Annotated in this window: 19 protein-coding genes and 1 pseudogene; 11 read left to right on the top strand and 9 right to left on the bottom strand. The window is 69.9% G+C overall.

Annotation, left to right across the window (positions count from 1 at the left end; all coding sequences use genetic code 11):
* Positions 1 to 3: 3 nt before the first annotated feature.
* Both ACWIHT_RS23265 and ACWIHT_RS23260 read right to left on the bottom strand, forming a co-directional pair.
* A complete protein-coding gene (locus ACWIHT_RS23265; protein WP_456170109.1) occupies positions 4 to 786 on the bottom strand; it encodes a VOC family protein in 783 nt (260 codons plus the stop codon).
* Between the two features lie 121 nt (positions 787 to 907).
* The gene (locus ACWIHT_RS23260) at positions 908 to 1894 is read right to left on the bottom strand and encodes an ArsR/SmtB family transcription factor (protein WP_456170107.1); all 987 of its coding nucleotides are present in this window, start codon (positions 1892 to 1894) and stop codon (positions 908 to 910) included.
* Between the two features lie 247 nt (positions 1895 to 2141).
* Here ACWIHT_RS23260 and ACWIHT_RS23255 point away from each other — a divergent pair, with 247 nt between their 5' ends.
* The gene (locus ACWIHT_RS23255) at positions 2142 to 2588 is read left to right on the top strand and encodes a hypothetical protein (protein WP_456170105.1); all 447 of its coding nucleotides are present in this window, start codon (positions 2142 to 2144) and stop codon (positions 2586 to 2588) included.
* 120 nt (positions 2589 to 2708) lie between these two features.
* Positions 2709 to 3575 (top strand): hypothetical protein, encoded by an 867-nt coding sequence (locus ACWIHT_RS23250; RefSeq protein WP_456170104.1) that lies wholly within the window; start codon positions 2709 to 2711, stop codon positions 3573 to 3575.
* 150 nt (positions 3576 to 3725) lie between these two features.
* On the opposite strand, the gene ACWIHT_RS23245 is transcribed toward ACWIHT_RS23250, so the two are convergent.
* Together ACWIHT_RS23245 and ACWIHT_RS23240 are read right to left on the bottom strand one after the other, a co-directional pair.
* Positions 3726 to 4166, bottom strand: a complete 441-nt coding sequence (locus tag ACWIHT_RS23245) for a hypothetical protein (protein ID WP_456170103.1) — start codon at positions 4164 to 4166, stop codon at positions 3726 to 3728.
* A 245-nt stretch (positions 4167 to 4411) separates the two neighbouring features.
* Positions 4412 to 4807 carry an ATP-binding protein gene (locus tag ACWIHT_RS23240; RefSeq protein WP_456170101.1) on the bottom strand — a complete coding sequence of 132 codons (396 nt, stop codon included), beginning with the start codon at positions 4805 to 4807 and terminating at the stop codon, positions 4412 to 4414.
* A 218-nt stretch (positions 4808 to 5025) separates the two neighbouring features.
* On the opposite strand from ACWIHT_RS23240, the gene ACWIHT_RS23235 reads away from it, so the two are divergent.
* The gene (locus tag ACWIHT_RS23235) at positions 5026 to 5811 is read left to right on the top strand and encodes a GntR family transcriptional regulator (protein ID WP_456170100.1); all 786 of its coding nucleotides are present in this window, start codon (positions 5026 to 5028) and stop codon (positions 5809 to 5811) included.
* Between the two features lie 222 nt (positions 5812 to 6033).
* Here ACWIHT_RS23235 and ACWIHT_RS23230 read toward each other — a convergent pair whose 3' ends face one another.
* The 3 genes from ACWIHT_RS23230 to ACWIHT_RS23220 all read right to left on the bottom strand — a co-directional run bounded on the left by ACWIHT_RS23230 (position 6034) and on the right by ACWIHT_RS23220 (position 10275).
* Entirely contained in the window at positions 6034 to 6612 is a 579-nt protein-coding gene (locus ACWIHT_RS23230; RefSeq protein WP_456170099.1) for a hypothetical protein, read from the bottom strand.
* A gap of 351 nt (positions 6613 to 6963) precedes the next feature.
* Positions 6964 to 7770: an endonuclease I family protein gene (locus ACWIHT_RS23225; RefSeq protein ID WP_456170098.1), complete on the bottom strand. Its 807-nt coding sequence runs from the start codon at positions 7768 to 7770 to the stop codon at positions 6964 to 6966.
* Between the two features lie 216 nt (positions 7771 to 7986).
* Positions 7987 to 10275: an ArnT family glycosyltransferase gene (locus ACWIHT_RS23220; protein WP_456170097.1), complete on the bottom strand. Its 2289-nt coding sequence runs from the start codon at positions 10273 to 10275 to the stop codon at positions 7987 to 7989.
* Between the two features lie 196 nt (positions 10276 to 10471).
* Here ACWIHT_RS23220 and ACWIHT_RS23215 point away from each other — a divergent pair, with 196 nt between their 5' ends.
* The 5 genes from ACWIHT_RS23215 (at position 10472) to ACWIHT_RS23195 (ending at position 18230) form a co-directional block, all read left to right on the top strand.
* Complete coding sequence (locus ACWIHT_RS23215) at positions 10472 to 11272, top strand: serine hydrolase (protein WP_456170379.1); 801 nt, start codon at positions 10472 to 10474, stop codon at positions 11270 to 11272.
* Positions 11273 to 11366: 94 nt separating this feature from the next.
* Positions 11367 to 12413, top strand: a complete 1047-nt coding sequence (locus ACWIHT_RS23210) for an esterase-like activity of phytase family protein (RefSeq protein WP_456170096.1) — start codon at positions 11367 to 11369, stop codon at positions 12411 to 12413.
* A gap of 94 nt (positions 12414 to 12507) precedes the next feature.
* Positions 12508 to 16242, top strand: coding sequence for an ABC transporter ATP-binding protein (locus ACWIHT_RS23205; protein WP_456170095.1), 3735 nt, complete (start codon positions 12508 to 12510; stop codon positions 16240 to 16242).
* A gap of 74 nt (positions 16243 to 16316) precedes the next feature.
* Positions 16317 to 16709 carry a hypothetical protein gene (locus tag ACWIHT_RS23200; RefSeq protein ID WP_456170094.1) on the top strand — a complete coding sequence of 131 codons (393 nt, stop codon included), beginning with the start codon at positions 16317 to 16319 and terminating at the stop codon, positions 16707 to 16709.
* Positions 16710 to 16805: 96 nt separating this feature from the next.
* The gene (locus tag ACWIHT_RS23195) at positions 16806 to 18230 is read left to right on the top strand and encodes a S28 family serine protease (protein WP_456170093.1); all 1425 of its coding nucleotides are present in this window, start codon (positions 16806 to 16808) and stop codon (positions 18228 to 18230) included.
* A gap of 36 nt (positions 18231 to 18266) precedes the next feature.
* Here the strand turns inward: ACWIHT_RS23195 and ACWIHT_RS23190 are convergent, their stop codons facing one another.
* A complete protein-coding gene (locus ACWIHT_RS23190) occupies positions 18267 to 18893 on the bottom strand; it encodes a hypothetical protein (protein ID WP_456170092.1) in 627 nt (208 codons plus the stop codon).
* A gap of 112 nt (positions 18894 to 19005) precedes the next feature.
* The gene (locus ACWIHT_RS23185; protein WP_456170091.1) at positions 19006 to 20790 is read right to left on the bottom strand and encodes a glycoside hydrolase family 3 protein; all 1785 of its coding nucleotides are present in this window, start codon (positions 20788 to 20790) and stop codon (positions 19006 to 19008) included.
* Positions 20791 to 21177: 387 nt separating this feature from the next.
* Between ACWIHT_RS23185 and aroA the strand changes: the two genes are divergently transcribed.
* The 3 genes and pseudogenes from aroA to ACWIHT_RS23170 all read left to right on the top strand — a co-directional run bounded on the left by aroA (position 21178) and on the right by ACWIHT_RS23170 (position 23352).
* Positions 21178 to 22419 carry a 3-phosphoshikimate 1-carboxyvinyltransferase gene (gene aroA, locus ACWIHT_RS23180; RefSeq protein ID WP_456170090.1) on the top strand — a complete coding sequence of 414 codons (1242 nt, stop codon included), beginning with the start codon at positions 21178 to 21180 and terminating at the stop codon, positions 22417 to 22419.
* A gap of 10 nt (positions 22420 to 22429) precedes the next feature.
* Positions 22430 to 22735, top strand: a pseudogene (locus ACWIHT_RS23175) (GNAT family N-acetyltransferase); the annotation flags it as partial.
* Positions 22736 to 22782: 47 nt separating this feature from the next.
* Positions 22783 to 23352, top strand: a complete 570-nt coding sequence (locus tag ACWIHT_RS23170; RefSeq protein WP_456170089.1) for an RBBP9/YdeN family alpha/beta hydrolase — start codon at positions 22783 to 22785, stop codon at positions 23350 to 23352.
* Positions 23353 to 23371 lie beyond the last annotated feature (19 nt).

Here is a 23371-nt window from a genome sequence, read left to right as displayed (position 1 = left end):
CCCTCACATCCGCGGGTCCGGCTTCAGCAGGGCGAAGGCCGCGCCGAAGGGGTCCGCGAGCCAGGCGATGCGGCCGACCTCCGGTACGTCCGCCGCCGGCATGAGGACGGAACCGCCGTTGGAGCGGGCCGAGTCGATCGTGGCGTCGACGTCCGTGGAGTGGAAGTACGGTACCCAGCGCGGCTGTTCGCCCTCGCCGGCGTTGAGCGGTGCGACTCCGCCGAAGGAGGCGTCCTGCTGGTCCCCGGCGCTGGTGCTCAGCACGCGGTACGTCATGCCGGGGGCCGGCATGTCCTGGCTGCGCCAGCCGAACAGGCCCTGGTAGAAGGCGATGTCCGCCTCCGGGTCGGTGGCGTGCAGTTCCGCCCAGAGCAGGGTGTTCGGGGCCGAGGTGAGTTCCAGGCCCGCCGTCCGGCCGGGCTGCCAGAGCGCGAACTGCGCGCCCTGCGGATCGGTGGCCTGCGCCAGCATGCCCTCGCCCATGACGTCCATGGGCTCCATCCGCACGGTGCCGCCGCCGGCCGTCACGGCCTGGACGGTGGCCGCGATGTCCTCGGTCTTGAAGTGGATCATCCAGGCGGAGCGCGCCCCTTCCTCGGAGAGCGGTCCGAGGGCGGCGACGGTCTTCCCGTCCACCTGGAAGAAGCCGTATCCGCCCGTCTCGGGCCCGGCGGAGACGAACTGCCAGCCGAACACGGCGCCGTAGAACGCGGCGGCCGCGTCGGTGTCGGGGCTGCCGAGGTCGAGCCAGTTGGGCGATCCGGTGATGAAGTCGGTGCCGAGCATGAAGTCCTCCTGGGCGGGGGGTGGTCCGGGACGGGAGCCACGATGCCGTCCCGGGCGTCGCCCTCCGCGCACGAGCACCGACACGGCTCCGGTTTCCACCGAACGGCCGCGCCCTGTGGGGTCAGCGACCTGCGGAGACCGGCTTCCCCGACCCGCGCAGCAGCGCCGCCCCGAGCGGGGTGAGCGTGTGCAGCACGCTGGTGCCGAAGCGGAGGCTGCTGATGAGGCCCGCGTCCCGCAGGGCCGTGATGTGCTGGCTCACCGTGGGCGCCGACACCCCTGCCAGCCGGGCCAGTTCGCCGGTGGTCGCGCCCTGGGTGATGCCCCGCAGCACCTGTGCCCGGGTCCGGCCGAGCAGTACGCCGAGCGGCCGGTCGGCGGTGACCGGGCGGACCTCGCGCAGTACCGGATAGACGAGCACGGGCGGCAGCGACGAGTCGGCCAGCGCGATCGGCGGGCCCCAGCAGAAGTACGACGGCAGGAGGGTCAGCCCGCGCCCGCCGAGCCTGAGGTCGCGGTCCTCCGGCGGATAGTGCACGTGGAGCACCGGCGCCTCCCAGCGCAACTGTGGTCCCAGCCCGCCGAGCAGTGCGTCCGCGCCGCCGGCCAGCAGGGCCCGCCCCCGGACCGACCGGTCCGCCTCCACCCGGGCCAGCACCCGGTCCCGGTAGGGCGCCACGGCGACGTCGTAGTACCGCCGCAGCGCTTTCGCCAGGTCCTGACGCGTCTCGCGCTCGACGAGCCGTGGGGCCCATGCCGGCGCCCCGACCGACGTGAAGCGCGCCACCTCCCGTCGGACCCGCTCGGCGGGGGTGTCCACCATCGCCCGGAGCCCGGCCGTGAGGCCCTGAACGCCCTCCGCCGGGGTCAGGAAGTCGGGGAAGTACGCCGTTCTCGGGAAGAGGGGCAGCAGGAGGTGCCGTAAGGACCCGTCGAGCGCCTGGTCCGCCAGCCGCACACGGGTCGTCCGATACCACTCCGCATGGGCGCTGCGCCCCTGCTGGGTCTGCAACCGGTGCAGGCTCAGGGCGATCTCCCAGAGCGGATCCGGCTCCAACGCCAGCCGGGTACGGGCCAGATCGGCCTCGGTGAAATGAATGCGCAGCATGACGGTCCCCCCGTCCGGCCGTTGTGGCCGCGCGAGTCATCATGGCCGCCGCCCGACACGGCTGACAACACCTGCAACAGGCGTTATTCAGACATGAGTTGATCCGTCCGGGGATCGTCGGTCTTACCGGGTTTCCGCTGCTGACCTGTGCTTTTCGGCCACGGCCGCAAAGCATGGGAAAGCGGTCGGGCCGCTGCCAGTGTTGCTCGGGTCATCCCGAGACCGACAGAAAAGGTATGTCATGTCTATGACGATACGGCCCAGATGGGCCCGGTCGCGCAGGGCGCTCGCGGCGACCGCCGGACTGGCCGCGGCGCTCGCCGTCGGCGGAGTTCTCACGGCGTCCCCCGCATCGGCCGGCACCAACTGCGCCGGTGGCTACCACTGTGTGTTCTGGTCCAGCTTCAGCAGCGCCAGGCACTCGTACTTCAACAGCGACAGCAACTTCACGAACGACACCTTCAACGACACGACGTACGGCACCGCCGGCTCCGGCACGACCGTGAACGACAACGCCTGGTCCGCCAGCAACTCCAGCACCGGCGGCTACTACTCCAGGTACTACCTGGACATCAACTCCGGCGGCGGCATGCTCTTCTGCGTCAAGCCGGGCAGCCAGGTCCTGGAACTGACCGCCGCGCTGTCGGCCAGCTCCCTCTCACTGACCACCTCGAACCCGGGCGGCTGCTACTGATCCGCGCCTCGTCATGGATCCGGCGGTTCGCCGCCGGATCCACCGTGCCGGGAACAGACCTTGGTAACGAAGAAACAGACCTTGGTGAGAAAGAAACAGACCTCGGTGAGGAGGAAGACCTTGGTTACGCGCAAGATCGCCGCACTCGCGACCGCCGTGGCCGTCATCGCCTGTGCCGCCTGGGTGTTCGTCGGCCGGTCCGGCCCGTCCGCGCCCGCCGGGCAACCGGCGCCGGACATCGCCCGGCTCAGCGCCGACCTGCCCTTCTACGCACTCCTGCACGCGCCCAGCGAGCGGCAGTGGCGGATCGCCGAGGCGGAACGGCGGCTGGCCATCACGTGCATGTCCGCCCGCGGCTACCGGTACACGCCGGACGCCATCCCCCGGCCGAGCGCGGCCACCGCCGACCATCCGCTGCCCTTCGGCCTGGAATCGCTCAAAACCGCCACCGCCGGCCCCGCGCCGTCCGCGTCGGAACGACAGGAGAGCAAGGCCTTCCTCGCCGCGCTCTACGGTTCCGCCGATCGGCGTATCTCCGCCAAGGGCAAGACCATCAAGGTGTCCTGGCCGGCCACGGGCTGCCAGGCCGAGGCCGAGAAACGGCTGCTGGGCTCCGAGCGTCTGCGCTGGCTCCAGGTGAGCATCGAACTCGGTGAGGGCGAGCAGCAGGCCCGCAAGAACCTCGACAAGGACCCGGCCTTCCGCACGGCCAACGCCCGTTGGGCGCGTTGCGCACTGGCCGCCGGAGTCGAGACGGACGACCCCGTCCACCTGCTGAACAGCCTTCCCCGCGACACGGACTTCGCCACCAGCCCCGTCGCCGAGGCCGACATCCACTGCAAGTCCGAGACCGGCTACCTGACTACGGCGTACACGAGACTGGCCGTCGTCCAGCGCGCCTGGCTGGACGCACACCCGACGGAACTGACGACCTGGAAGTCCCTGATGGAACGCCAGGACAGCATCGCGAGAGACGTCTTGGGGTGAGAAAGCCTCGGTTGTCCGGCCGGCCGACGGGGGACCATCTCTGCGAAAGCATGACACTTGAGCGCCAGTTGTCACACTTCTGGAACTCCCCCTGAATCACGGGAAGTCGAACTACGAAAGAAAGACCCGCCATCGTGGGCTTGGGTGGGGTCAGCCAAGAGCAGGGGTCATGAGGTCAAGAACCAGCAGGTTCGCCCAGTCGTTGGTGAACGCGGCGCGCATGCCCTCGTAGCGCACGCTCACGAACGGGTTGGAATGAAACATGACGGCGATCCACCGCAAAGAGGACTCGGCGTCGAGACGGGCGAGGTACCCGATGTTGCCCATCCCGCCGCCCCCGCCGGACATCCATCCTGATCCGTCCGGCAGCGGGCTCTCGAAGTAGGTGTTGACCCCGTCGGTGTCGTGCTCCTCAAGGGCCTGGGCCACATCGAACGGTCCTCCGACACGGAAGGGAATCGGCTGCCCCGCATCCGGGTGGTACGCCCCCGGACCGTCAACATGCAACTCCAAGCCGGTGTCGTCAGGCCGGTACAGCCCGTCCCGGAGCGGCATCTCCCCGACCTTCCAGAGCCCCTCGACCATTCCCATGGCCCAGCCCCTCCGAGTCCTTCTCCAAGGGCGAGGAGAAGAACAACGGGACGCTACGCGCGATGGGGTCCAACGCTACTTCCTCTGGCGTACGCCCCTCCAAGACCGCGAGTGTGCGCAGCACTTCGGCCTGGTCGCCGGTGTAGGCGAGCGTCACGGTGACGACGTAGTCCGGCGTGGGAACGGAGGCGTTGGCCACGGAGGTGATCTTGACGCTATCGGCGGTACCGCTGCGTTGCTCGCGTTCATTGTGGCAGCGACAGCTCCGCCCATGTCGCCTTTCCGATGCCGTGCAGGCGGGGACAGCATCCCCAGCGCTCCGCCAAGGACTGTACGAGGGTGAGCCCCCGGCCTCCTTCGTCTTCGAGGGCAGCTTCTCGGGGCCGAGGCCGGTGATCGCTCGCGTCGGCGACCTCCACGCGCAGCCGCCCGTCGTACGTGGCGAAGCGCACGCCGATTTCGCGGCCGGGCGGAGTTCGTGCGTGCCGGATGGAGTTGGTGACGAGTTCCGAGAGCAACAGTTCAGCGGTGTCCGCGACTTCACCGGTGATCTTCCAGTCCGTGAGTTGCGAGCGAAGGAGCGCGCGTGCGTGTCCCGCACTCCGCGGACTGCGCGGGAGTTGCCACTGAGCTTCCCGCATGTCTGGGCTTGCGGGCTCTGTGGTCGCGGTGTGGGCTGACATGAAGACCTCCACGGCAGGTAACAGGCAGGCCGACATCTCTAGAGATGTGGGCTGTCGTCAGTGAAGCGCTCCGCGTGTGGATGCGTCAATAGATCTCTAGAGATGTGCGAAATTGCTCGTCCCGGCTCGGTGGTCGGCTGTGAGGGTGTGGCGGCTGATGCCTAGGATGTCTAGAGATGACCGGAGGAGAGGCCTGGATGAGCGGCGGGGACACGGGGCGTCAGCCGAAGTACCAGCGCATCGCGGCACAACTGCGAGCGGCTGTCGAGGCCGGCGAGTACGGGCCCGGTGAGCGGCTCCCCGGCGAGAACGACCTCATGGCCGAGCACGGTGTGGCGAGGATGACGGCCCGGCAGGCCCTGGGTGTTCTGCAGACGGAGGGCATCGCGGAAGCACGCAAGGGAGCCGGGGTGTTCGTCCGCGACTTCAGGCCGATCCGGCGGCGCGGGCTCGAACGCCTCGCGCACGCGCAGTGGGGCGAGGGGCGTTCCATCTGGACGACCGATGCCGGAGACCGTGAACTCGTCGTCGACTCGGTCGAGGTGACTGAGGAGGACGCCCCGGCCGCGATCGCGGGAGTACTGAGCCTGGGCGACGGCGAGGAGGTACGGGTTTGTGTGCGCCGTCGCCGGTACGTCCTCGATGGCAAGCCGGTACTGCTGTCCACCTCGTACCTTCCGGCCGAACTGGTCGCCGGTACACGGATCGCGCAGCCCGACACCGGCCCCGGCGGTATGTACGCCAGGCTTGAGGAACTCGGCCGCAGGCCCGTCCGCTTCCGCGAGGAAATCCGCTCCCGCATGCCCAGCGCCCAGGAAGCCGACCGGCTCGCCCTGTCGTCCGGTGTGCCGGTGGTGCTCGTCGTACGCACCGCGTTCGACGCAGAGGGGCGGGTGGTCGAGGTGAACGACATGGTGCTGGACGCGGCGTCGTACATCTTGGAGTACGACTTCGAGAGGTGAACGGACCACTTGCGGGTGCGTGGAGTTCAATTCCGCACCGTTCTGGACGACCTGCTCGAATCTGGTTGGTACACCGGGATGCCCCGACGTCAGGGAGGCTAGGCGCGGAAGTGTGACACTCGGCGCTGAAGTGTCACGCTTCCGCGCGGATGGTCCCTTTGCCGGGTGCCGGTAAAGGGTCGTGCCCCTGATTTGAACTGTCGCCGGCTTACCTCCCGGCGATTAGATCCAATCGATGCGGCGCAACACGGGCACAACGCGAGTCACTGCGTAGAACGCGGCGTGAGCCCCCTCGTCACAATCGGGCTCGAACAGAGCACAGAGCTCGCCCTTGCCTGGCCGGTCGTGCGTGACTACCTCTCCTTTGGGCCCAATGTCGGCGATGCCGAGTCGGCATGCCGCTTGGATGAAGTCGGGATCGCACACGGCGTCGAGGGCGTCGAGTGTGGGTTGTTGCTGGCTGAGGGGCCAGCCGTCGGCCCGGAAGGTGATGGTCCGGGCGGTCATCCAAGTGTGGTGTTCGTTATCGCAGTAGTAGACGCCCGCGCGGCGCCGTTCGTAGAACTTGGCCATCTCTCGCGGCATTTCGGGAACCTGCTCCGGCAAGATGATGCGAATGTCGCGTTCGCCGACCTCCCAGGTGACGTCCCGAACCGTGATGCCAGGGCGCCCTTTGGCGGTCAGCGTCCAGTCTCCGGCGATGCCCTGAGACCGTTCCTTCGTGAAGGTCAGTCCACGAACAGTGGACGGTTGTTCGGGAGGTCTGAGAGTCACGCCCTTGCCAAGCTCGATCTCGGACAAGGAAACCGTCCTTTCCCCAGGGGTCGGTTGCTCCGGTGTCGGCGAGCTGGGGTGCGGAGAGTTGGGAGGTCTCGACCCAACACCCTGAGCCAACCTCATCTACGCACCAACGGCTTGTCGCAACACTTAAGGTCGCAAAGCGACTATAGGGGCCAGGGCTTAGCCGTGTCGGAGGAGTTGGGAGACTGCGCCAAGATCGTGCGGTCTGTCGATCAACCGGTCCTGTGCGGTGCAGATTTTCGGAACGCTGTCTTGTTCGGACTCCACTTGCCAGCCGTCCAGTTGGCTGTGACACCAAACAACGATCGGGCTCCCCGCAGATCGCGAGGAGCCCAACCCGGTACTGCCGGCCTACCAGATCGCCTCCACCCACTCCGGGTGGTCGATGAACGGGTTTCGGTTGTGCTGGTACGTGTTGTAGATGACGTTGTTGCGGTTCTCCTCGAAGGCGCTCGGCGGGTCCGCCTCGTTCCAGGCCTTGAGGACGGAGAGCTTGCCCATGTAGGGGTTGCTGCCGTTGCCGACCTTCTCGTTGGGCTCCAGGTCGGCGAAGCCGTCGTCGCCCTCGTAGCGGACGGCCATGTAGAGGATCATGCGGGCCACGTCGCCCCGGTCCGCCGCGCGCGGCGCGAAGGAGTCGGAGTCGACCGTGCTGCCGCCGCCGTTGGTGACCGCGCTGCCGCCGTTGTCGAAGTCCAGGTTGCCGCGGATGCTGTTGACCTGGACGTCGGCGGGACGCAGGTGGTGCAGGTCCGTGCCGGGGCCGACCACCTCGCCGAAGTCGCCGTGGGACTTGGCCCACGTGTGCTCGCGGTTCCAGTCGCCGACGTCACCGCCGTTCAGGGACTTGGCGCGGGAGACGCCGCTGTACAGCAGGATCACGTTGCTGCTGTTGTTCGGGTCCTGGTCGGTCGCCATGAGGGCGTTCCAGACCGCGGAGTACGAGATCTTCGTGACGTTGGCGCTGATGATCGTGTGCAGCGAGGACTTCAGGGTCGTACCCGTCTTGCCGACCGCGTTCTTGTAGTACGTCGAGTCGTACGCCGTTGTCGTGGCGGAGGCCGGAGTCGCCGTCAGGGTCGGGGCCGCGAGGCCCACCAGGACCGCTGCGGTGGTCAACGCCACCGTTTTCCAGCGGTGCATGCGAGTCACCAACATAAAGAGTGTCCCATCTACGCGGGTTGAATGGGGCGGCAATCGGGAGCGTGGCATGGACATGCAGTCCTGTAAATAAACGAGACGTGTCGATCAGGTGACCGGACGCGACAATTTGCCTCGTGTCTACGCGAGTTGACTGCGCGGAGGCATACGGAAACGGCCCCCGACCGGTGGGTCGGGGGCCGTTCGTCGTTGGCTACGGCAGGTGCGTCAGTGTTACTTCACGTCCGACGGGTCCAGTCGGTACAGCGTCGACGTGTTCGTCGTCGACGTCGTCGAGGTGGAGGACGAAGAACTCGACTCCGTCGTCGCGCTCTTGTCGTACGCGCTCTCCTTCACCGCCGTCGCGTTCTTCTGGACCCACGCGGTGATCTCGGTGTTGAGCGTGCTGTTGCCGCCCATTCCGCCGCCGCCGAGCTGGATGTAGTGCAACTCGCCCTTCTTCACCAGTTCCTTGAGCTTGGCGAGGGTCATCGCCTTGTCGGAGCCGGTGAAGCCCCACATGGAGATGACGGGCTTGTGGGTGCTGAGGATCAGCTGGCCCGCGCTCTGCGAATTGGACACCGCGAGCAGCCACTTGGCGCCGTCCTGGTTCTTCTCCAGGTAGGAGATGAGTGCGCTGGACGTCGTACCGCCCATGCCGCCACCGCCACCGCCGAAGCCGCCGCGCGTAGTGCCGGTCCCGCCGGGCGCCGTACCGCCACCGGGCAACTCCCCGGTCGTACCGCCCTGTTGACCACCGGCCGCGCCACCCGCCGTACCGCCGGTCGCGCCACCAGGCGCCCCGCTCGGCGCTCCGCCGCCCTGCGGCAGCTCACCCGTGCCGCCGCCACCCGGCGTCATCCCACCAGGAGCCGTACCGCCGCCCGCCTGGCCGCCCGCCTGGGTGCCGCCGGGCATCTCGCCGCCCCGCGCCCCGCCGAAACCGCCGCGGTTGCCGCCCCCGCCGGGGCCGCCGCCCATGCCGCCGCCCGTGGACGGACCGGCCGTCGGGTTCGTGCCGCCCATGCCGCCGCCGGAGCCGCTCGACGCGGCCGGGGTCACGGCGTACGCCGTCGGACCGGCGAGCGCGGCGACGATCGCCGCCACGACGGACGCGGTCAGCAGCCGGGCCCGGTTGCCCGAGCCGGAGCGGAACACGAACAGGCCCACGATCGCGAGGACCATCAGCACGCCCACCGTCGGCCACAGCCAGGTGTTCCAGCCGGAGGCCCGGCGCAGCACCACGATCGCCCAGAGTCCGGTGACCGCGAGGCCGGCCGGGAGGACCCAGGACCAGCGCGCGTCGCCGCCGCGGAAGGCACGCCACAGCATCACGCCGCCGCCACCGCACAGCGCCGCGATGCCGGGAGCGAGCGCGGTCGTGTAGTAGGGGTGCATCGTGCCCTGGGCCATGCTGAAGGTGACGTAGTGGAGCAGCGTCCAGCCGCCCCACATGATCAGCGCGGCGCGGGTCGCGTCGGTGCGCGGGGCGCGGCCGACCAGGACCAGGCCGGCGATCAGGGCGATCGCGGAGAAGGGGAGCAGCCAGGAGATCTGGCCGCCGAGGATGTCGTTGAACATGCGGCCGATGCCCGCGGTGCCGGCGAACGTACCGCCGCCTCCGCCACCACCCCCGCCTCCGCCGCCGTTGCCCTCGCCGCCGAAGACGCGGCCGAAGCCGTCGTAGCCCATGATCAGGTCCCAGGCCGTGCCGTCCGTGGAGCCGCCGATGTAGGGGCGGTCGGCGGCGGGGACGAGGGAGACGGCCGTGGCCCACCAGAAGCTGGAGACGGCCAACGCGACCGTGGCCACGGCGAGTTGGACGAGCTTCTTCTTCCAGCCGAGCTTCGACGCGAACAGGTACACGGCGAAGACGGCGGGCAGGGCGATGTAGCCCTGGAGGAGCTTGGTGTTGAACGCGAAGCCGAAGCAGACCGCGGAGCCGACCAGCGGCAGCAGCTTCTCGGTGCGCACGGCGCGCAGGCCGAGCGCCGCGCCCGCCACCATGAGGAGGACCAGGAGGGTGTCGGGGTTGTTGTCGCGGTTGATCGCGACCGTGATCGGGGTGAGCGCGAGGACCAGGGCCGCGATCGTCGCGGCCACATGGCCGAAGTACCGCTTCACGGAGGAGTGCAGGATCCAGATCGTGCCGAGCGCGGCGGCGACCTCCGGCAGCATCATCTGCCAGGTGCCGAAGCCGAAGATCCGGCACGACAGGCCCATCACCATCAGGGAGAAGGGCGGCTTGTCGACCGTGATGAAGTTGCCCGCGTCCAGCGAGCCGAAGAACCAGGCCTTCCAGCTCTGCGTGCCGCTGTAGATGGCACTGCTGTAGAAGCTGTTGAGGCTGGAACCGGTCAGGTTCCAGGAGTACAGCACGGCAGCGAGGACCATGATCGCGACGAGCGCGGGCAGCGACCAGCGGGGCGCCTTCTCGGGCGGTGCCGTCTCGGGTGGGGCCGGCGGCGGCCAGTCGGCGGACGCGGGTTCGGTGTGGGGGTGTGGATCGGTGGCAGATGTCACCCGGCCATCGTGCGAAGGCAGGGTGGGTGCGTGCTGTGCCGGACCTAGTGCTCGGCTGTGAATTCGCAAAGGCCCGGGTAACGGGTCGTACAACCGTTCCCCAACCCGTACAACCTTTCACGCCTTCCTGTGAGTCAACTCATGCATGACTCAGTCTCATTGGACATCCCGCCGAGCCAGAGTGCTGGCGGCCGGCATGGGCGCCGGGGTGCTCATACCCGTGCTGGCCGCCGCGACTCCCGCTGCCGCGGCCACCCCGACGGTCAGCTGTACGTCCGCCAAGGCCGGCCTCGCCGACAAGCTGAAGAAGGACATCACCGCCGCCCTCGCGACCCGTAAGGGAACCGTCGCCGTCGGCCTCTACGACCGCAAGACCAACACCACCTGCACCCTGCGGGCGACCACCGCCTACGACTCGGCCAGCACCGTCAAGGTGACCGTGCTCGCCACGCTGCTGTGGGACGCGAAGAAGCACAACCGCACCCTTACGACGCGGGAGTCGACGCTCGCCAAGGCCATGATCACCAAGTCGGACAACACCGCGACCTCCACCCTGTGGAAGCAGCTGGGCCTGACGAAGATCAAGGGCTTCCTCGCCGCCGCCGGCATGACCCAGACCAAGCCGGGCGCGAACAACTACTGGGGCCTGACCCAGGAGACGGTCACCGACGAGCAGAAGCTGCTCAAGCTGGTCACCGCCAAGAACGCCGTGCTGAGCGACAACGCCCGTGCGTACATCCTGAAGTTGATGAACCAGGTGATCGCCGGCCAGCGTTGGGGCACGCCGTACGGAGCCCCGTCGGGCGCCACCGTGCACGTCAAGAACGGCTGGCTGCAACGCTCCACGCACGGCTGGCGCGTGCACAGCCTGGGCACCTTCAACGGGGGCGGCCGCGACTACATGATGTCCGTGCTCACCCAGGACAACAGCACGATGAGCTACGGGATCACCACGATCCAGGGCGTCGCGAAGGCGATTCACAAGGACCTCGCTTAACCGACCCACAGGGACCTCGCTTAGCAGACCCATAGGGATCTCGCTTAACTAGTAGGCCTCCCGCCCGTCACCCACCCGTCCTACGGTGGCGCCCATGCGCCTGAGAACCGTACTCGCGACCGCGACCGCCGGCCTGGCGGCGGCCACCTGCCTCACCGCCGCCGGGCCCGCGAGCGCCGTCAGCAACTCCAGCACCAACTCCCGTACCGCCAACGCCTGTTCGTCGTCCGTCTCGATCGACCGCTTCTCCGACGTGCTCGACAAGACGACGTACGACGGCACCTTCGTCGGCAACTTCTCCGCGCTCGCCGTCGACAAGGACGGCTCGATCGCCGCCCTGGAGGACCGTTCCTCGCTGTTCGACCTGGACGCGAAGACCCTCCAGCCGAAGCGCGTCGTCCCGCTCGCCGACGAGAACGGCGCCGCCCTCGACTCCGAGGGCCTGGTCATCGACCGGGACGGCACCCGCCTCATCACCTCCGAGACCGAGCCGTCGATCCGCCGCTACTCCACCGACGGCAAGATCCTCGACCGCCTCCCGGTCCCGTCCTCGCTGCTGGTGGCCCCCGCGGGCCGTGCCGTCTCCAACCAGACCTTCGAGGGCCTGACCCTGCTGCCCGGCGGGCACACCCTCCTCGCGTCGATGGAGTACCCGATCGCCGGTGACACCTCCGGCGCCGTCCGCTTCCAGACCTGGACCCGGACCAAGGGCAACCACTTCAAGCTGGCCGCGCAGTACGCGTACAAGACCGACGCGGCCTTCCTCGGCGTCCCCGAGGTGCAGGCCCTCCCCGACGGCCGCCTCCTCGTCCTGGAGCGCGGCTTCACCAGCGGCGTCGGCAACACCGTCCGCCTCTACCTGGCCGACCCGCGCCACGCGACCGACACCAGCAAGATCGACGCCCTCACCGGCCAACCCGGCGTCCGCCTCATCAAGAAGACCCTCCTCGCCGACATCGCCGACTGCCCGTCCCTCGGCGCGACGGCGAAGCAGCCCCAGCCGAACCCCCTCCTCGACAACATCGAGGGCATGGTGATCACGGGACGGGACAAGGGCGGCTACAAGGTCCTGCTGGTCAGCGACGACAACCAGAACGCCGTACAGACGACCCGCTTCTACTACCTCCGGGTGCGCGCCTGACCCACCGGCCCTCCGCCCGTTTGTTGCGGAGGGATGAAATCCGCTCCGCCCCGCGTTGGTGCCTTCCGTAGATCGGCGAACGGAAGGCACCCGCGTGGCAGCGAAGCAGGGGGAACCGCAGGGCTGGGCCCGAAGGCTCGTTGGGTACGCCTGGCGATACCCGAAGGACGTCATACTCGCCCTCGGCGCCTCCCTCGCGGGTATGGCGGTCATGGCCGTCGTCCCCCTGGTCACCAAGGTGATCATCGACGACGTGATCACCGGCCACACCCGCTCCATGGCCCCCTGGGCGGGCGCCCTGATCGTCGCCGCCCTCCTCGTCTACGTCTCCACCTACATCCGGCGCTACTACGGCGGCCGACTCGCCCTCGACGTCCAGCACGACCTCCGCACCGAGATGTACGGGACGATCACCCGCCTCGACGGCCGCCGCCAGGACGAACTGTCCACCGGCCAGGTCGTCGGCCGCGCGACCAGCGACCTCCAGCTGATCCAGGGCCTGCTCTTCATGCTCCCGATGACCATCGGGAACGTCCTGCTCTTCGTGATCTCCCTCGCGATCATGGCCTGGCTGTCGCTGCCCCTGACCCTGGTCGCCCTGGCCGTCGCCCCCGCGCTCGGCTTCATCGCCCGCCGCAGCCGCAGCAAGCTGCACCCCTCCACCTGGTATGCGCAGGCCCAGGCCGCCGCCGTCGCGGGAGTCGTCGACGGCGCCGTCAGCGGCGTACGCGTGGTGAAGGGCTTCGGCCAGGAGGACCAGGAGACCGGGAAACTCCGCGAGGTCGGGCGTCGGCTGTACGCGGGACGCCTCCGCACCATCCGGCAGAACGCCAAGTACACCCCCGCCCTCCAGGCCGTCCCCGCCCTCGGTCAGGTCGCGATGCTCGCCCTCGGCGGCTGGCTCGCGGTGCGCGGTCACATCACGCTCGGCACGTTCGTCGCGTTCTCCACCTACCTCGCCCAACTCGTCGGCCCGGTCCGCATGTTGGCCATGGTCCTCACGGTCGGCCAACAGGCCCGCGCAGGCACCGAGCGCGTCCTGGAGCTGATCGACACCGAGCCCTCGATGACGGACGGCACCAAGGAACTCCCCGCCGACGCCCCGGCGACGGTCGAGTTCGATGACGTCTCCTTCGGCTACGACCACGACCGCCCGGTCCTCAAGGGCCTCAGCTTCGAGATACACCCCGGCGAGACCCTCGCGGTCGTAGGCTCCTCCGGCTCCGGAAAATCCACGGTCTCCCTCCTCTTGCCGCGCTTCTACGACGTCACCCACGGCGCCGTCCTCATCGGCGGCCACGACGTCCGCGAACTCACCCTCGACTCCCTCCGCGCCGCGATCGGCCTGGTCCCCGAGGACTCCTTCCTCTTCTCCGACACGGTCCGCAACAACATCGCCTACGGCCGCCCCGACGCCACCGAGGAGGAGATCCTCACCGCGTCCCGGGCCGCGCAGGCCGACCGGTTCATCGCGGAACTCCCCGAGGGCTACGACACGACGGTCGGCGAGCAGGGCCTCACCCTCTCCGGCGGCCAGCGCCAGCGCGTCGCCCTCGCCCGCGCGATCCTCACCGACCCGCGCCTGCTGGTCCTCGACGACGCGACCTCGGCGGTGGACGCCCGCGTCGAGCACGAGATCCACGAGGCCCTGAAGCAGGTCATGGAGGGCCGGACGACACTGCTGATCGCGCACCGCCGCTCCACCCTCAACCTCGCCGACCGCATCGCCGTCCTCGACGGGGGCCGCCTCGCCGACATCGGCACGCACGAGGAACTCCAGGAGCGCTCACCGCTCTACCGCCGCCTCCTCACCGACCCCGACGAACTCGGCGGCGTCTCGCCCGGCCACGCCCTGCCCGCCCGCGAACCGGCCGAAGACACCTCCGTACGCGCGGAGTTGGACGCCGAGTTCGACGCGGAGCGCGGGCTCACGCCCCGACTGTGGACCGGTGACCGCGAACCCAAGGACACCGCGCTGTCCGGGATGCCCGCGACGCCCGAACTCCTCGCGCAGGTCGACGCGTTGCCCCCGGCGACCGACACACCCGACATCGACGAGGCGCGCGCGGTCCGTGCCGAGGACTCGTACGGACTGCGCCGACTGCTCCGCGGTTTCGGTACCCCGCTGCTGATCAGCCTCGGCCTCGTCGCCGTGGACGCGAGCATGAGCCTGCTGCTGCCGGTCATGATCCGGCACGGCATCGACCAGGGCGTGACCAAGATGGCGATCGGCGCGATCTGGTCCGCCTCGCTGCTGGCGCTCGTCGCGGTGGCCGTCCAGTGGGTGGCGCAGCGCGGTGAGACAAGGATGACCGGACGCACCGGGGAGCGGGTCCTCTACACGCTCCGCCTGAAGATCTTCGCGCAGCTCCAACGCCTCGGACTCGACTACTACGAGCGGGAGTTGACCGGCCGGATCATGACGAGGATGACGACGGACGTCGACGCCCTCTCGACCTTCCTCCAGACGGGCCTGGTCACGGCGTTCGTCTCGGTCGTCACGTTCTTCGGCATCATGGTCGCCCTGCTGGTGATCGACGTACAGCTCGCGCTCGTCGTCTTCGCGACGCTCCCGCCGCTCGTCATCGCCACGTTCTTCTTCCGTCGGGCGAGCGTGAAGGCGTATGAACTCGCCCGTGAGCGCGTGTCGTTGGTCAACGCGGACCTCCAGGAGTCGGTGTCGGGGCTGCGGATCGTGCAGGCGTTCCGGCGCGAGCGCGATGGTGGCCGACGGTTCGCCGAGCGCAGCAGCAGCTACCGCGCGGCCCGCACCCGGGGCCAGTGGCTGATCTCGATCTACTTCCCCTTCGTGCAGTTGCTGTCGTCGGTGGCGGCGGCGTCGGTACTGATCGCGGGAGCGGGCAGGGTGGACGACGCGACCCTGACCACGGGTGCCCTGGTCGCGTACCTGCTCTACATCGACCTGTTCTTCGCCCCGGTCCAGCAGATGTCCCAGGTCTTCGACGGCTACCAGCAGGCCACGGTCTCGCTGGGCCGCATCCAGGAACTCCTCCAGGAACCGACCTCCACCCGAGCCGCCGACGAACCCCTCGAAGTCCTCTCCCTGCGCGGCGACATCGCCTTCGAGGACGTGCACTTCGCGTACGGCGACGATGAAGAGGCCATCGGGGGCGTCGAGTTGAGGATCCCCGCCGGTCAGACGGTCGCCTTCGTCGGCGAGACGGGCGCGGGCAAGTCGACGCTCGTCAAACTGGTCGCCCGCTTCTACGATCCGACGGGCGGCCGGGTCACGGTCGACGGCACGGACCTCCGCTCGCTGGACATCACGTCGTACCGCCACCACCTGGGCGTCGTCCCCCAGGAGGCGTACCTCTTCCAGGGCACCGTCCGCGACGCCATCGCCTACGGCCGCCCCGAGGCCACCGACGCCGAGGTGGAGGCGGCGGCCCGCGCGGTCGGCGCGCACGAGATGATCGCCACGCTGGACGGCGGCTACCTCCACGAGGTCGCCGAGCGCGGCCGCAACCTCTCGGCGGGCCAGCGCCAGCTGATCGCCCTGGCCCGCGCGGAGCTGGTGGACCCCGACATCCTCCTCCTGGACGAGGCGACAGCGGCCCTCGACCTGGCGACGGAAGCCCAGGTCAACCAGGCCACCGACCGCCTCGCAGGCCGCCGCACCACCCTCGTAGTAGCCCACCGCCTGACGACCGCGGCCCGCGCGGACCGGGTCGTGGTGATGGATCACGGGAGGGTGGTGGAGGACGGCACGCACGACGAACTGCTCGCGCTCGACGGGTACTACGCCGAGCTGTGGCGGACCTTCGTGGGCGCTCCCGAGACCGAGGAGCCGGTCGGTACCTCGCGCTGAGGGGGGCGCGCAACCGTTCGACATACGTCTTGCGTCCGTACATCAGTACGCTGTTCGGCTGCTGTGCGGGAGGGATGACTGTGGACATGGGTGCGCTACGACGGCGGGTGGCGCTCGGCACGGCCGTGCTCACCGTGTCCGGACTGCTCGCGCTCGCGGCCCCAGGCAGCGCCCAGGCGGTCTCGGTCTGTCCGGGGCGGGAGGTGGCGACGCTGTCCTTCTCCACCGGCACCGTCCATGTCTTCCGCCGGGGCGACTACATCTGCGCGTACACCGCCCCCAAGACCCCCGGCGCCAAGCGCACGATGTCGGTCAGCGTCCAGGCCCGCGGCAGCCGCCCGGTCGTCGACAAGGGGCGGTACACGCGCCGCGCCGGACCGGTCACCGTGCACGCAGGGCACCGCTGCGTACGGATCAAGGGCGCGGTCGCCGGCGGCTCGGTCGGCTCGGGCTGGATCCTGTGCTGAACCCTCGGCCCGTGCCCTGAGTGAACAATCCCCCCTGGTGTGACGGTAGTTGCTCGGATAGCTTCCGGTTCACAACTGCCTCACAGGGGAGACCGTATGCGCAAGGCGCTCAGATGGCTGCTGGCGCTCACCGTGCTCATAGGCACACTGAGCACAGCCGGGGTGGCCACCGCCGCCCAGGCCGGCCGAACCGGTCAAGTCGCGGACATCAAGGACCAGTTGCTGGCGATACCCGGCATGAGCCTGGTCCAGGAGAAGCCGTACACCGGCTACCGCTACTTCGTCCTGAACTACACCCAGCCGGTCGACCACCGGCACCCGTCCAAGGGCACGTTCCAGCAGCGGATCACCGTGCTGCACAAGGACGTCTCGCGCCCGACGGTCTTCTACACCAGCGGCTACAACGTCTCCACGACCCCCAGCCGCAGTGAACCGACCCGGATCGCGGACGCCAACCAAGTCTCCCTGGAATACCGCTACTTCACGCCCTCCCGGCCCGAGCCCGCCGACTGGTCCAAGCTCGACATCTGGCAGGCGGCCAGCGACCAGCACCGCGTCTTCAAGGCCCTCAAGTCGATCTACACCAAGAACTGGATCGCCACCGGCGGCTCCAAGGGCGGCATGACCGCCACGTACTTCGAGCGGTTCTACCCGCACGACATGGACGGCGTCGTCGCCTACGTCGCCCCCAACGACGTGGTGAACAACGAGGATTCGGCCTACGACCGCTTCTTCACCAAGGTCGGCACCAAGGAGTGCCGCGACCGCCTGGACGCCGTACAGCGCGAGGCGCTGGTGCGCAGGCAGCCGCTGGAGCGGAAGTACGCGGCCTTCGCGGCGGAGAACGGGTTCACCTTCACCACCGTCGGCAGCCTGGACAAGGCCTACGAGGCCGTCGTCCTCGACTACGTCTGGGGCTTCTGGCAGTACAGCCTGCTCTCCGACTGCGACACCATCCCCGCGAACGCGGCGACCGCCACCGACGACGAGATCTGGACCTCGGTCGACACGATCTCCGGCTTCTCCTTCTACACCGACCAGGGCCTGTCCCCGTACACCCCGTACTACTACCAGGCGGGCACCCAACTCGGCGCGCCCACCATCCAGTTCCCGTACATCGAGAAGAAGTACGTCCGCTACGGCTACCAGCCGCCCCGCAATTTCGTCCCGCGCTCCATCCCGATGAGGTTCCAGCCGGGCGCGATGCGCGACGTCGACACCTGGGTCCGCCACCACGCGAGCCACATGCTCTTCGTCTACGGCCAGAACGACCCGTGGGGCGCGGAGCGGTTCGCCGTCGGCAAGGGCGCGAAGGACTCGTACGTCTTCACCGCGCCCGGCCTCAACCACGGCGCGAACGTCGCCGCGCTGACCGCCGACCAGAAGGCGCTGGCCACCGCCCGCATCCTGGCCTGGGCCGGTGTCCCCGCCGCGACGACGGCACAGGCGAAGCCGCTGGCCCCGTACGACGCGCGGCTGGACCGGCAGGGCGTCGAGCGCGAGCCGACGCTGCACCCGTAACACCCTTGCCGCGCCCGGCCGTTGGTGGTCGTTCGACTACACCGGCCGGGCGCAGCCCACGGGTTGGCCGCCGCCGAGCTGGACGTACAGGGCGGTCGAGGCCGGGCAACTCCCGCGTTTCAGCACGGCCTTGACCACCTTGTACTGCGGCTTCCTCTGCCCCGAGCCGTCGCACGCGGTCTCCCGGACCTGGCCGCTGCCGGAGCCGTAGACGCAGTCGCCGACGATCGTGCGCGGCCCGCCCCCGCCGCCCGGGTCGCCGGGGTGCGGGGGTTCGAGGTTGCGCATACAGGCGTAGCCCTTCGGTACGGCGCTGTCGCGGCCCGTGCCCGAGGTGCCCTGGGCGCTGATGTGCAGCACGAAGTCGGTGGTCGCCGGGCAGACGGGACCGCTGCTCACATCGCCGTCGTAGCGGGCGACGACCCGGGCGGCGGCCCGTTCGCTGGTGCACGGCACCTCGGTGAAGCTCGTCGTGCCGAAGGAGCTGCACTCGTCGACGGCGAGGAACACCGCGCCGTAGCCGGTGGGTTGGGTGGTCGAGGACGTCGAGGCCTTGGAGCCGAGGCGGCCGTCACCGGCGTCGGAGCCGTTCGCGGCGGAGCAGCCGGCCAGCAGGGCGGCGAGCAGCGCGCACACCGCCCCGGCGCTCCATCTCTCACCCATCGTTCCCCCCGTACTGCCCCCACCCAGCGTGACCCTCGGTGGCGGGCGCACGCCAGCGGTGTGGGGGGCTTTGGGTCAGTTGGCGGGGGTGGGGCGGGTGGCCGACGTACCTCTAGTACGACAGTCCGTGACCGACCGGATACAGCACCTGCGCCGGGTCGTCCGCGCGTTGCACGGCCACCGGGAGCTTGCCGCGCGGTACCACTCGGCCCGCGATCACCCGTGCCGCCGCCCGCAGTTCGACGTCGGTCCAGGAGTAGGACGCCAAGTAGGCGGGGGCGCCGGGCAGTTGGGCAACATCGTAGGGGTTGCGGACGGCGACGGCCACGACCGGTGTGCCGGTGGCGACCAGTTGCTCGACCAGGGTCTTCTGCGGGTCGGCCGCCGTGACGTTGTAGGTCGCCACCACCACCGCGTCCGCCGCCCGCGCCGCCGCCGCGGCCTTGGTGACGGTCTCGGGGGAGGGGGCCGTGCCAGTGGGCAGGACGGCCGCCGTGAAGCCCAACTCCCGTAGGGCGGTGGCCAGTACACCGGTGGGGGGTCCCGTAGTACCCGAGGGGGAGGCCGGGTCGGCGCCGACCACCAGGACGTTCCCGTGCGTACGGCGGGACAGGGGGAGCAGCCCCGCCCGGTTGACGAGCAGGGTCGTGGTGCGCTCGGCGATGCGGTCGGCGGTGGCGAGATGTTCGGCGCTGCCGACCACGAGGTCCACGCCCGCCCGGCTGACGTACGGCTCCTCGAAGAGTCCGAGTCGCGACTTGAGCCGCAGTACCCGTAGCACCGACTCGTCGATCCGTGCCTCGGGCAACTCCCCATTTCCTACTGCCTTGATGACGGCGTTCCAGGCGATGTCGAGGGAGGGCGGGTCGAGGAGCTGGTCGACCCCGGCCTTCAGCGCGAGCACCGGTACGCGGTCGTCGCCGTACTTCTGGCGGACGCCCGCCATGCCCAGGGAGTCGGTGACCACGACGCCGTCGTAGCCGAGTTCGCCGCGCAGGACGCCGGTGACGATCGGGTGGGAGAGGGTGGCCGGGTCGCCGGAGTCGTCTAGGGCCGGGACCTTGAGGTGTGCGGTCATGATCGCGTCGATCCCGGCCTTGACGGCGGCCCGGAAGGGGACGGCGTCCAGCTTTCCCCACAGTTCGCGGCTGTGCGTGATGACGGGGAACCCGGTGTGGCTGTCCACGGCGGTGTCCCCGTGCCCGGGGAAGTGCTTGGCGGTCGCCGCGACCCGGCTGTCCTGGTACCCCGTGACCTCGGCGGCGACCAGGCCCGCCACCGCGTCCGGGTCGGCGCCGAAGGACCGTACGCCGATGATCGGGTTGGCCGGGTTCACGTTCACGTCGGCGTCGGGGGAGTAGTCCTGGTTGACGCCCATCGCGCGCAGCTCGGCGCCGGAGACCCGGCCGACCGCGCGGGCGTCGGTGCGGGAGCCGCCGGCGCCGAGCGCCATCGCGCCCGGGAAGAGGGTGGCGGGTCTGCCGATCCGACAGACGACGCCGTGTTCTTGATCGGTGGCGATCAGTACGGGCAGCCCGCGCGGCTGGGCCAGGGACGCCTTCTGGATGCCGTTGGAGAGGTCGGCGATCTGGTGCGGGTCGCGGGTGTTGTGCGCCCAGCTGAAGTAGATGACCCCGCCGACCCGGTACTTCGCGATCAGCTCGGCGGCCGTGCGCACCCCGAGTTCGCTCAGGTTGGCGTCGACGTCGGCCTGGTCGGGGGCGGTGGCGGAGTGGCCGTAGACGCGCATCACGAAGAGCTGGCCGACCTTCTCCGCCAGGGGCATGCGGGAGATCAGCGAGCGGAGTGCCGTGTCGTCGGCGTGGGCGGGGGTGCCGACCGCGAGGGACGCGGTGACGCCCATGGTCGCGGCGAGGACGGTACGTCTGGAGGGCATGTGCGCTCGTTCCGGATTCCGGGGCCGGGGAGTTTCCGCCGGTCAGGCGAGTGCACAGTAACCAGGGGAGGGGCCGCCATCGGCGCAGTTGGAGGGGGGCGCGCCGATGACGGCCTGCCGCCGGCCGCGGTACGGAGGAGAGGGTTGGTCAGCGTTCGCAGCCAGCAGCGAGGCCGACGCCGTACCGCGGAGACTCATCCGGCAGCATGCCGGTTGGACGGAGGGGAACGGGCCCGGGTTCCCGTCCGCGGGCCGATTCCCGGAAGTTGGTGAACCCGTGCACAACGGGACGGATGCGGTCACGCACAGGTACGCGCGGGCGAACGGTGGTCGTCCATCCCGTGGACGTCCCGGCGCGACGGGCGGCCACGGGCCGATCATGAGGGCATGACCGTAGTCGACATTCCCGGTTCCAAGTCCGTCACCGCCCGCGCGCTCTTCCTGGCCGCCGCGGCCGACGGCGTCACCACCCTCCGGCGTCCGCTCCGCTCGGACGACACCGAGGGCTTCGCGGAGGGACTGACCCGGCTCGGCTACCGGGTGGGCCGGACCCCCGACGCCTGGCAGATCGACGGCCGCCCGCAGGGACCGGCGGTCGCCGAGGCCGACGTGTACTGCCGGGACGGCGCGACCACGGCCCGCTTCCTGCCCACCCTCGCGGCGGCCGGCCGCGGCAGCTTCCGCTTCGACGCGTCCCCGCAGATGCGCAGGCGTCCACTGGGTCCCTTGAGCAGGGCGCTGCGCGACCTGGGTGTGGACCTGCGGCACGAGGAGGCCGAGGGACACCACCCGCTGCGCATCGAGGCGTCCGGGGTCGAGGGCGGCGAGGTGGTGCTCGACGCCGGCCAGTCCTCGCAGTACCTGACCGCCCTGCTCCTGCTCGGCCCGCTGACCAGGAAGGGCCTGCGGATCCGGGTCACGGACCTGGTCTCCGCGCCGTACGTCGAGATCACCGTCGCGATGATGCGGGCGTTCGGGGTGGAGGTACGCAGGGAGGGCACGGTCTACGTCGTCCCGTCGGGCGGCTACACCGCGACCACGTACGACATCGAGCCGGACGCCTCCACCGCGAGCTACTTCTTCGCGGCGGCGGCCGTGACCGGCGGCGAGGTCACCGTTCCCGGGCTCGGCACCGGCGCGCTCCAGGGCGACCTGGGCTTCGTCGACGTACTGCGCCGCATGGGCGCGGAGGTGACGACCGACGCGCATGGAACCCGGGTGCGCGGCACGGGCGAACTGCGCGGTCTCACCGTCAACATGCGGGACATCTCCGACACCATGCCGACGCTGGCCGCGATCGCGCCCTTCGCCTCAGGCCCGGTCCGCATCGAGGACGTCGGCAACACCCGCGTCAAGGAGTGCGACCGGCTGGAGGCCTGCGCGGAGAACCTCCGGCGGCTGGGCGTGGCGGTGGCGACGGGGGACGACTGGATCGAGATCCGCCCGGGTTCGGGGGCTCCCGTCGGCGCGGAGATCAAGTCCTACGGCGACCACCGCATCGTCATGTCCTTCGCGGTGACCGGGCTGCGGGTGCCGGGTATCTCGTTCGACGACCCGGGGTGCGTACGCAAGACTTTCCCCGGTTTCCACGAGGCGTTCGGGGCGCTGCGGGGGCAGTTGCCGGCATGAGGGGAGCGGTGTGGGGTTCGAACTGAAGGCTCCGGTCCTGACGACGGGTGAGCTGGTGCGGCTGGAGCCGCTCGACCACCGGCACGCGGCCGATCTGGCGGTGGCGGCGGAGGAGGACCGAGGGTCGCACGCGTTCACCTGGGTGCCTCGGGCGGACCAGGTCGGCGCGTACATCGACGCCCGGTCGGCCCGCGCGGCGACGGGCATGCTCGCGCCGTACGCCCAGATCTCGACGGCGACCGGGCGGGCGGTGGGCGCCACGGCCTACTGGGAACCCCGGTCCTGGCCGACGGACGATCGACTCGACGCCGTCGAGGAGTGGGTGGAGTGCCGGAAGGCGTTGGAGGAGCGGGTGTCCGGGGCATGAGCGCGTATCTCATCCTGCACGGCTGGCAGAACCACCGGCCCGAGGGCCACTGGCAGCACTGGCTCGCCGATCGGCTGCGCGCGCTCGGCCACCAGGTGACGTACCCGCAACTGCCCGACGCCGACGACCCCGAACTGGACGTGTGGCTCGGGGAGTTGCGCCGCCACCTTGACGGTCTCGACGGACCGCGGGTCGTCCTCGCGCACAGCGCCTCCGCCCTGCTGTGGCTGCACGCCGTCGCCCGCGGGGTGGTCGGGGACGGTGACGTGGACCGGGTGCTGCTGGTCGCACCGCCGTCCGCCTCCGTCGTCGTACGGCATCCGGAGATCGCCGAATTCGCGCCGCCCACCGGCGAGTTGACGCTGCCCGGAGTCACCCGGCTGGTCGCCGGCGACGACGACCCGTACTGCCCGGAAGGCGCCCGCGCGGTCTTCGGCGACCCGCTCGGCATCCCCACCGAGATCATCCCGGGCGCGGGTCACCTCGACCTGGACGCGGGGTACGGGTCCTGGCCGGCGGTGCTGGAGTGGTGCCTGGACGGGGCGGTGCGGTTCAGGGCTCGATGAGCTTGGAGCTCGCGTCGGG

The sequence above is a fragment of the Streptomyces sp. NPDC002276 genome (assembly GCF_053891435.1).
This window is presented reverse-complemented; position numbering and strand designations above follow the sequence as displayed.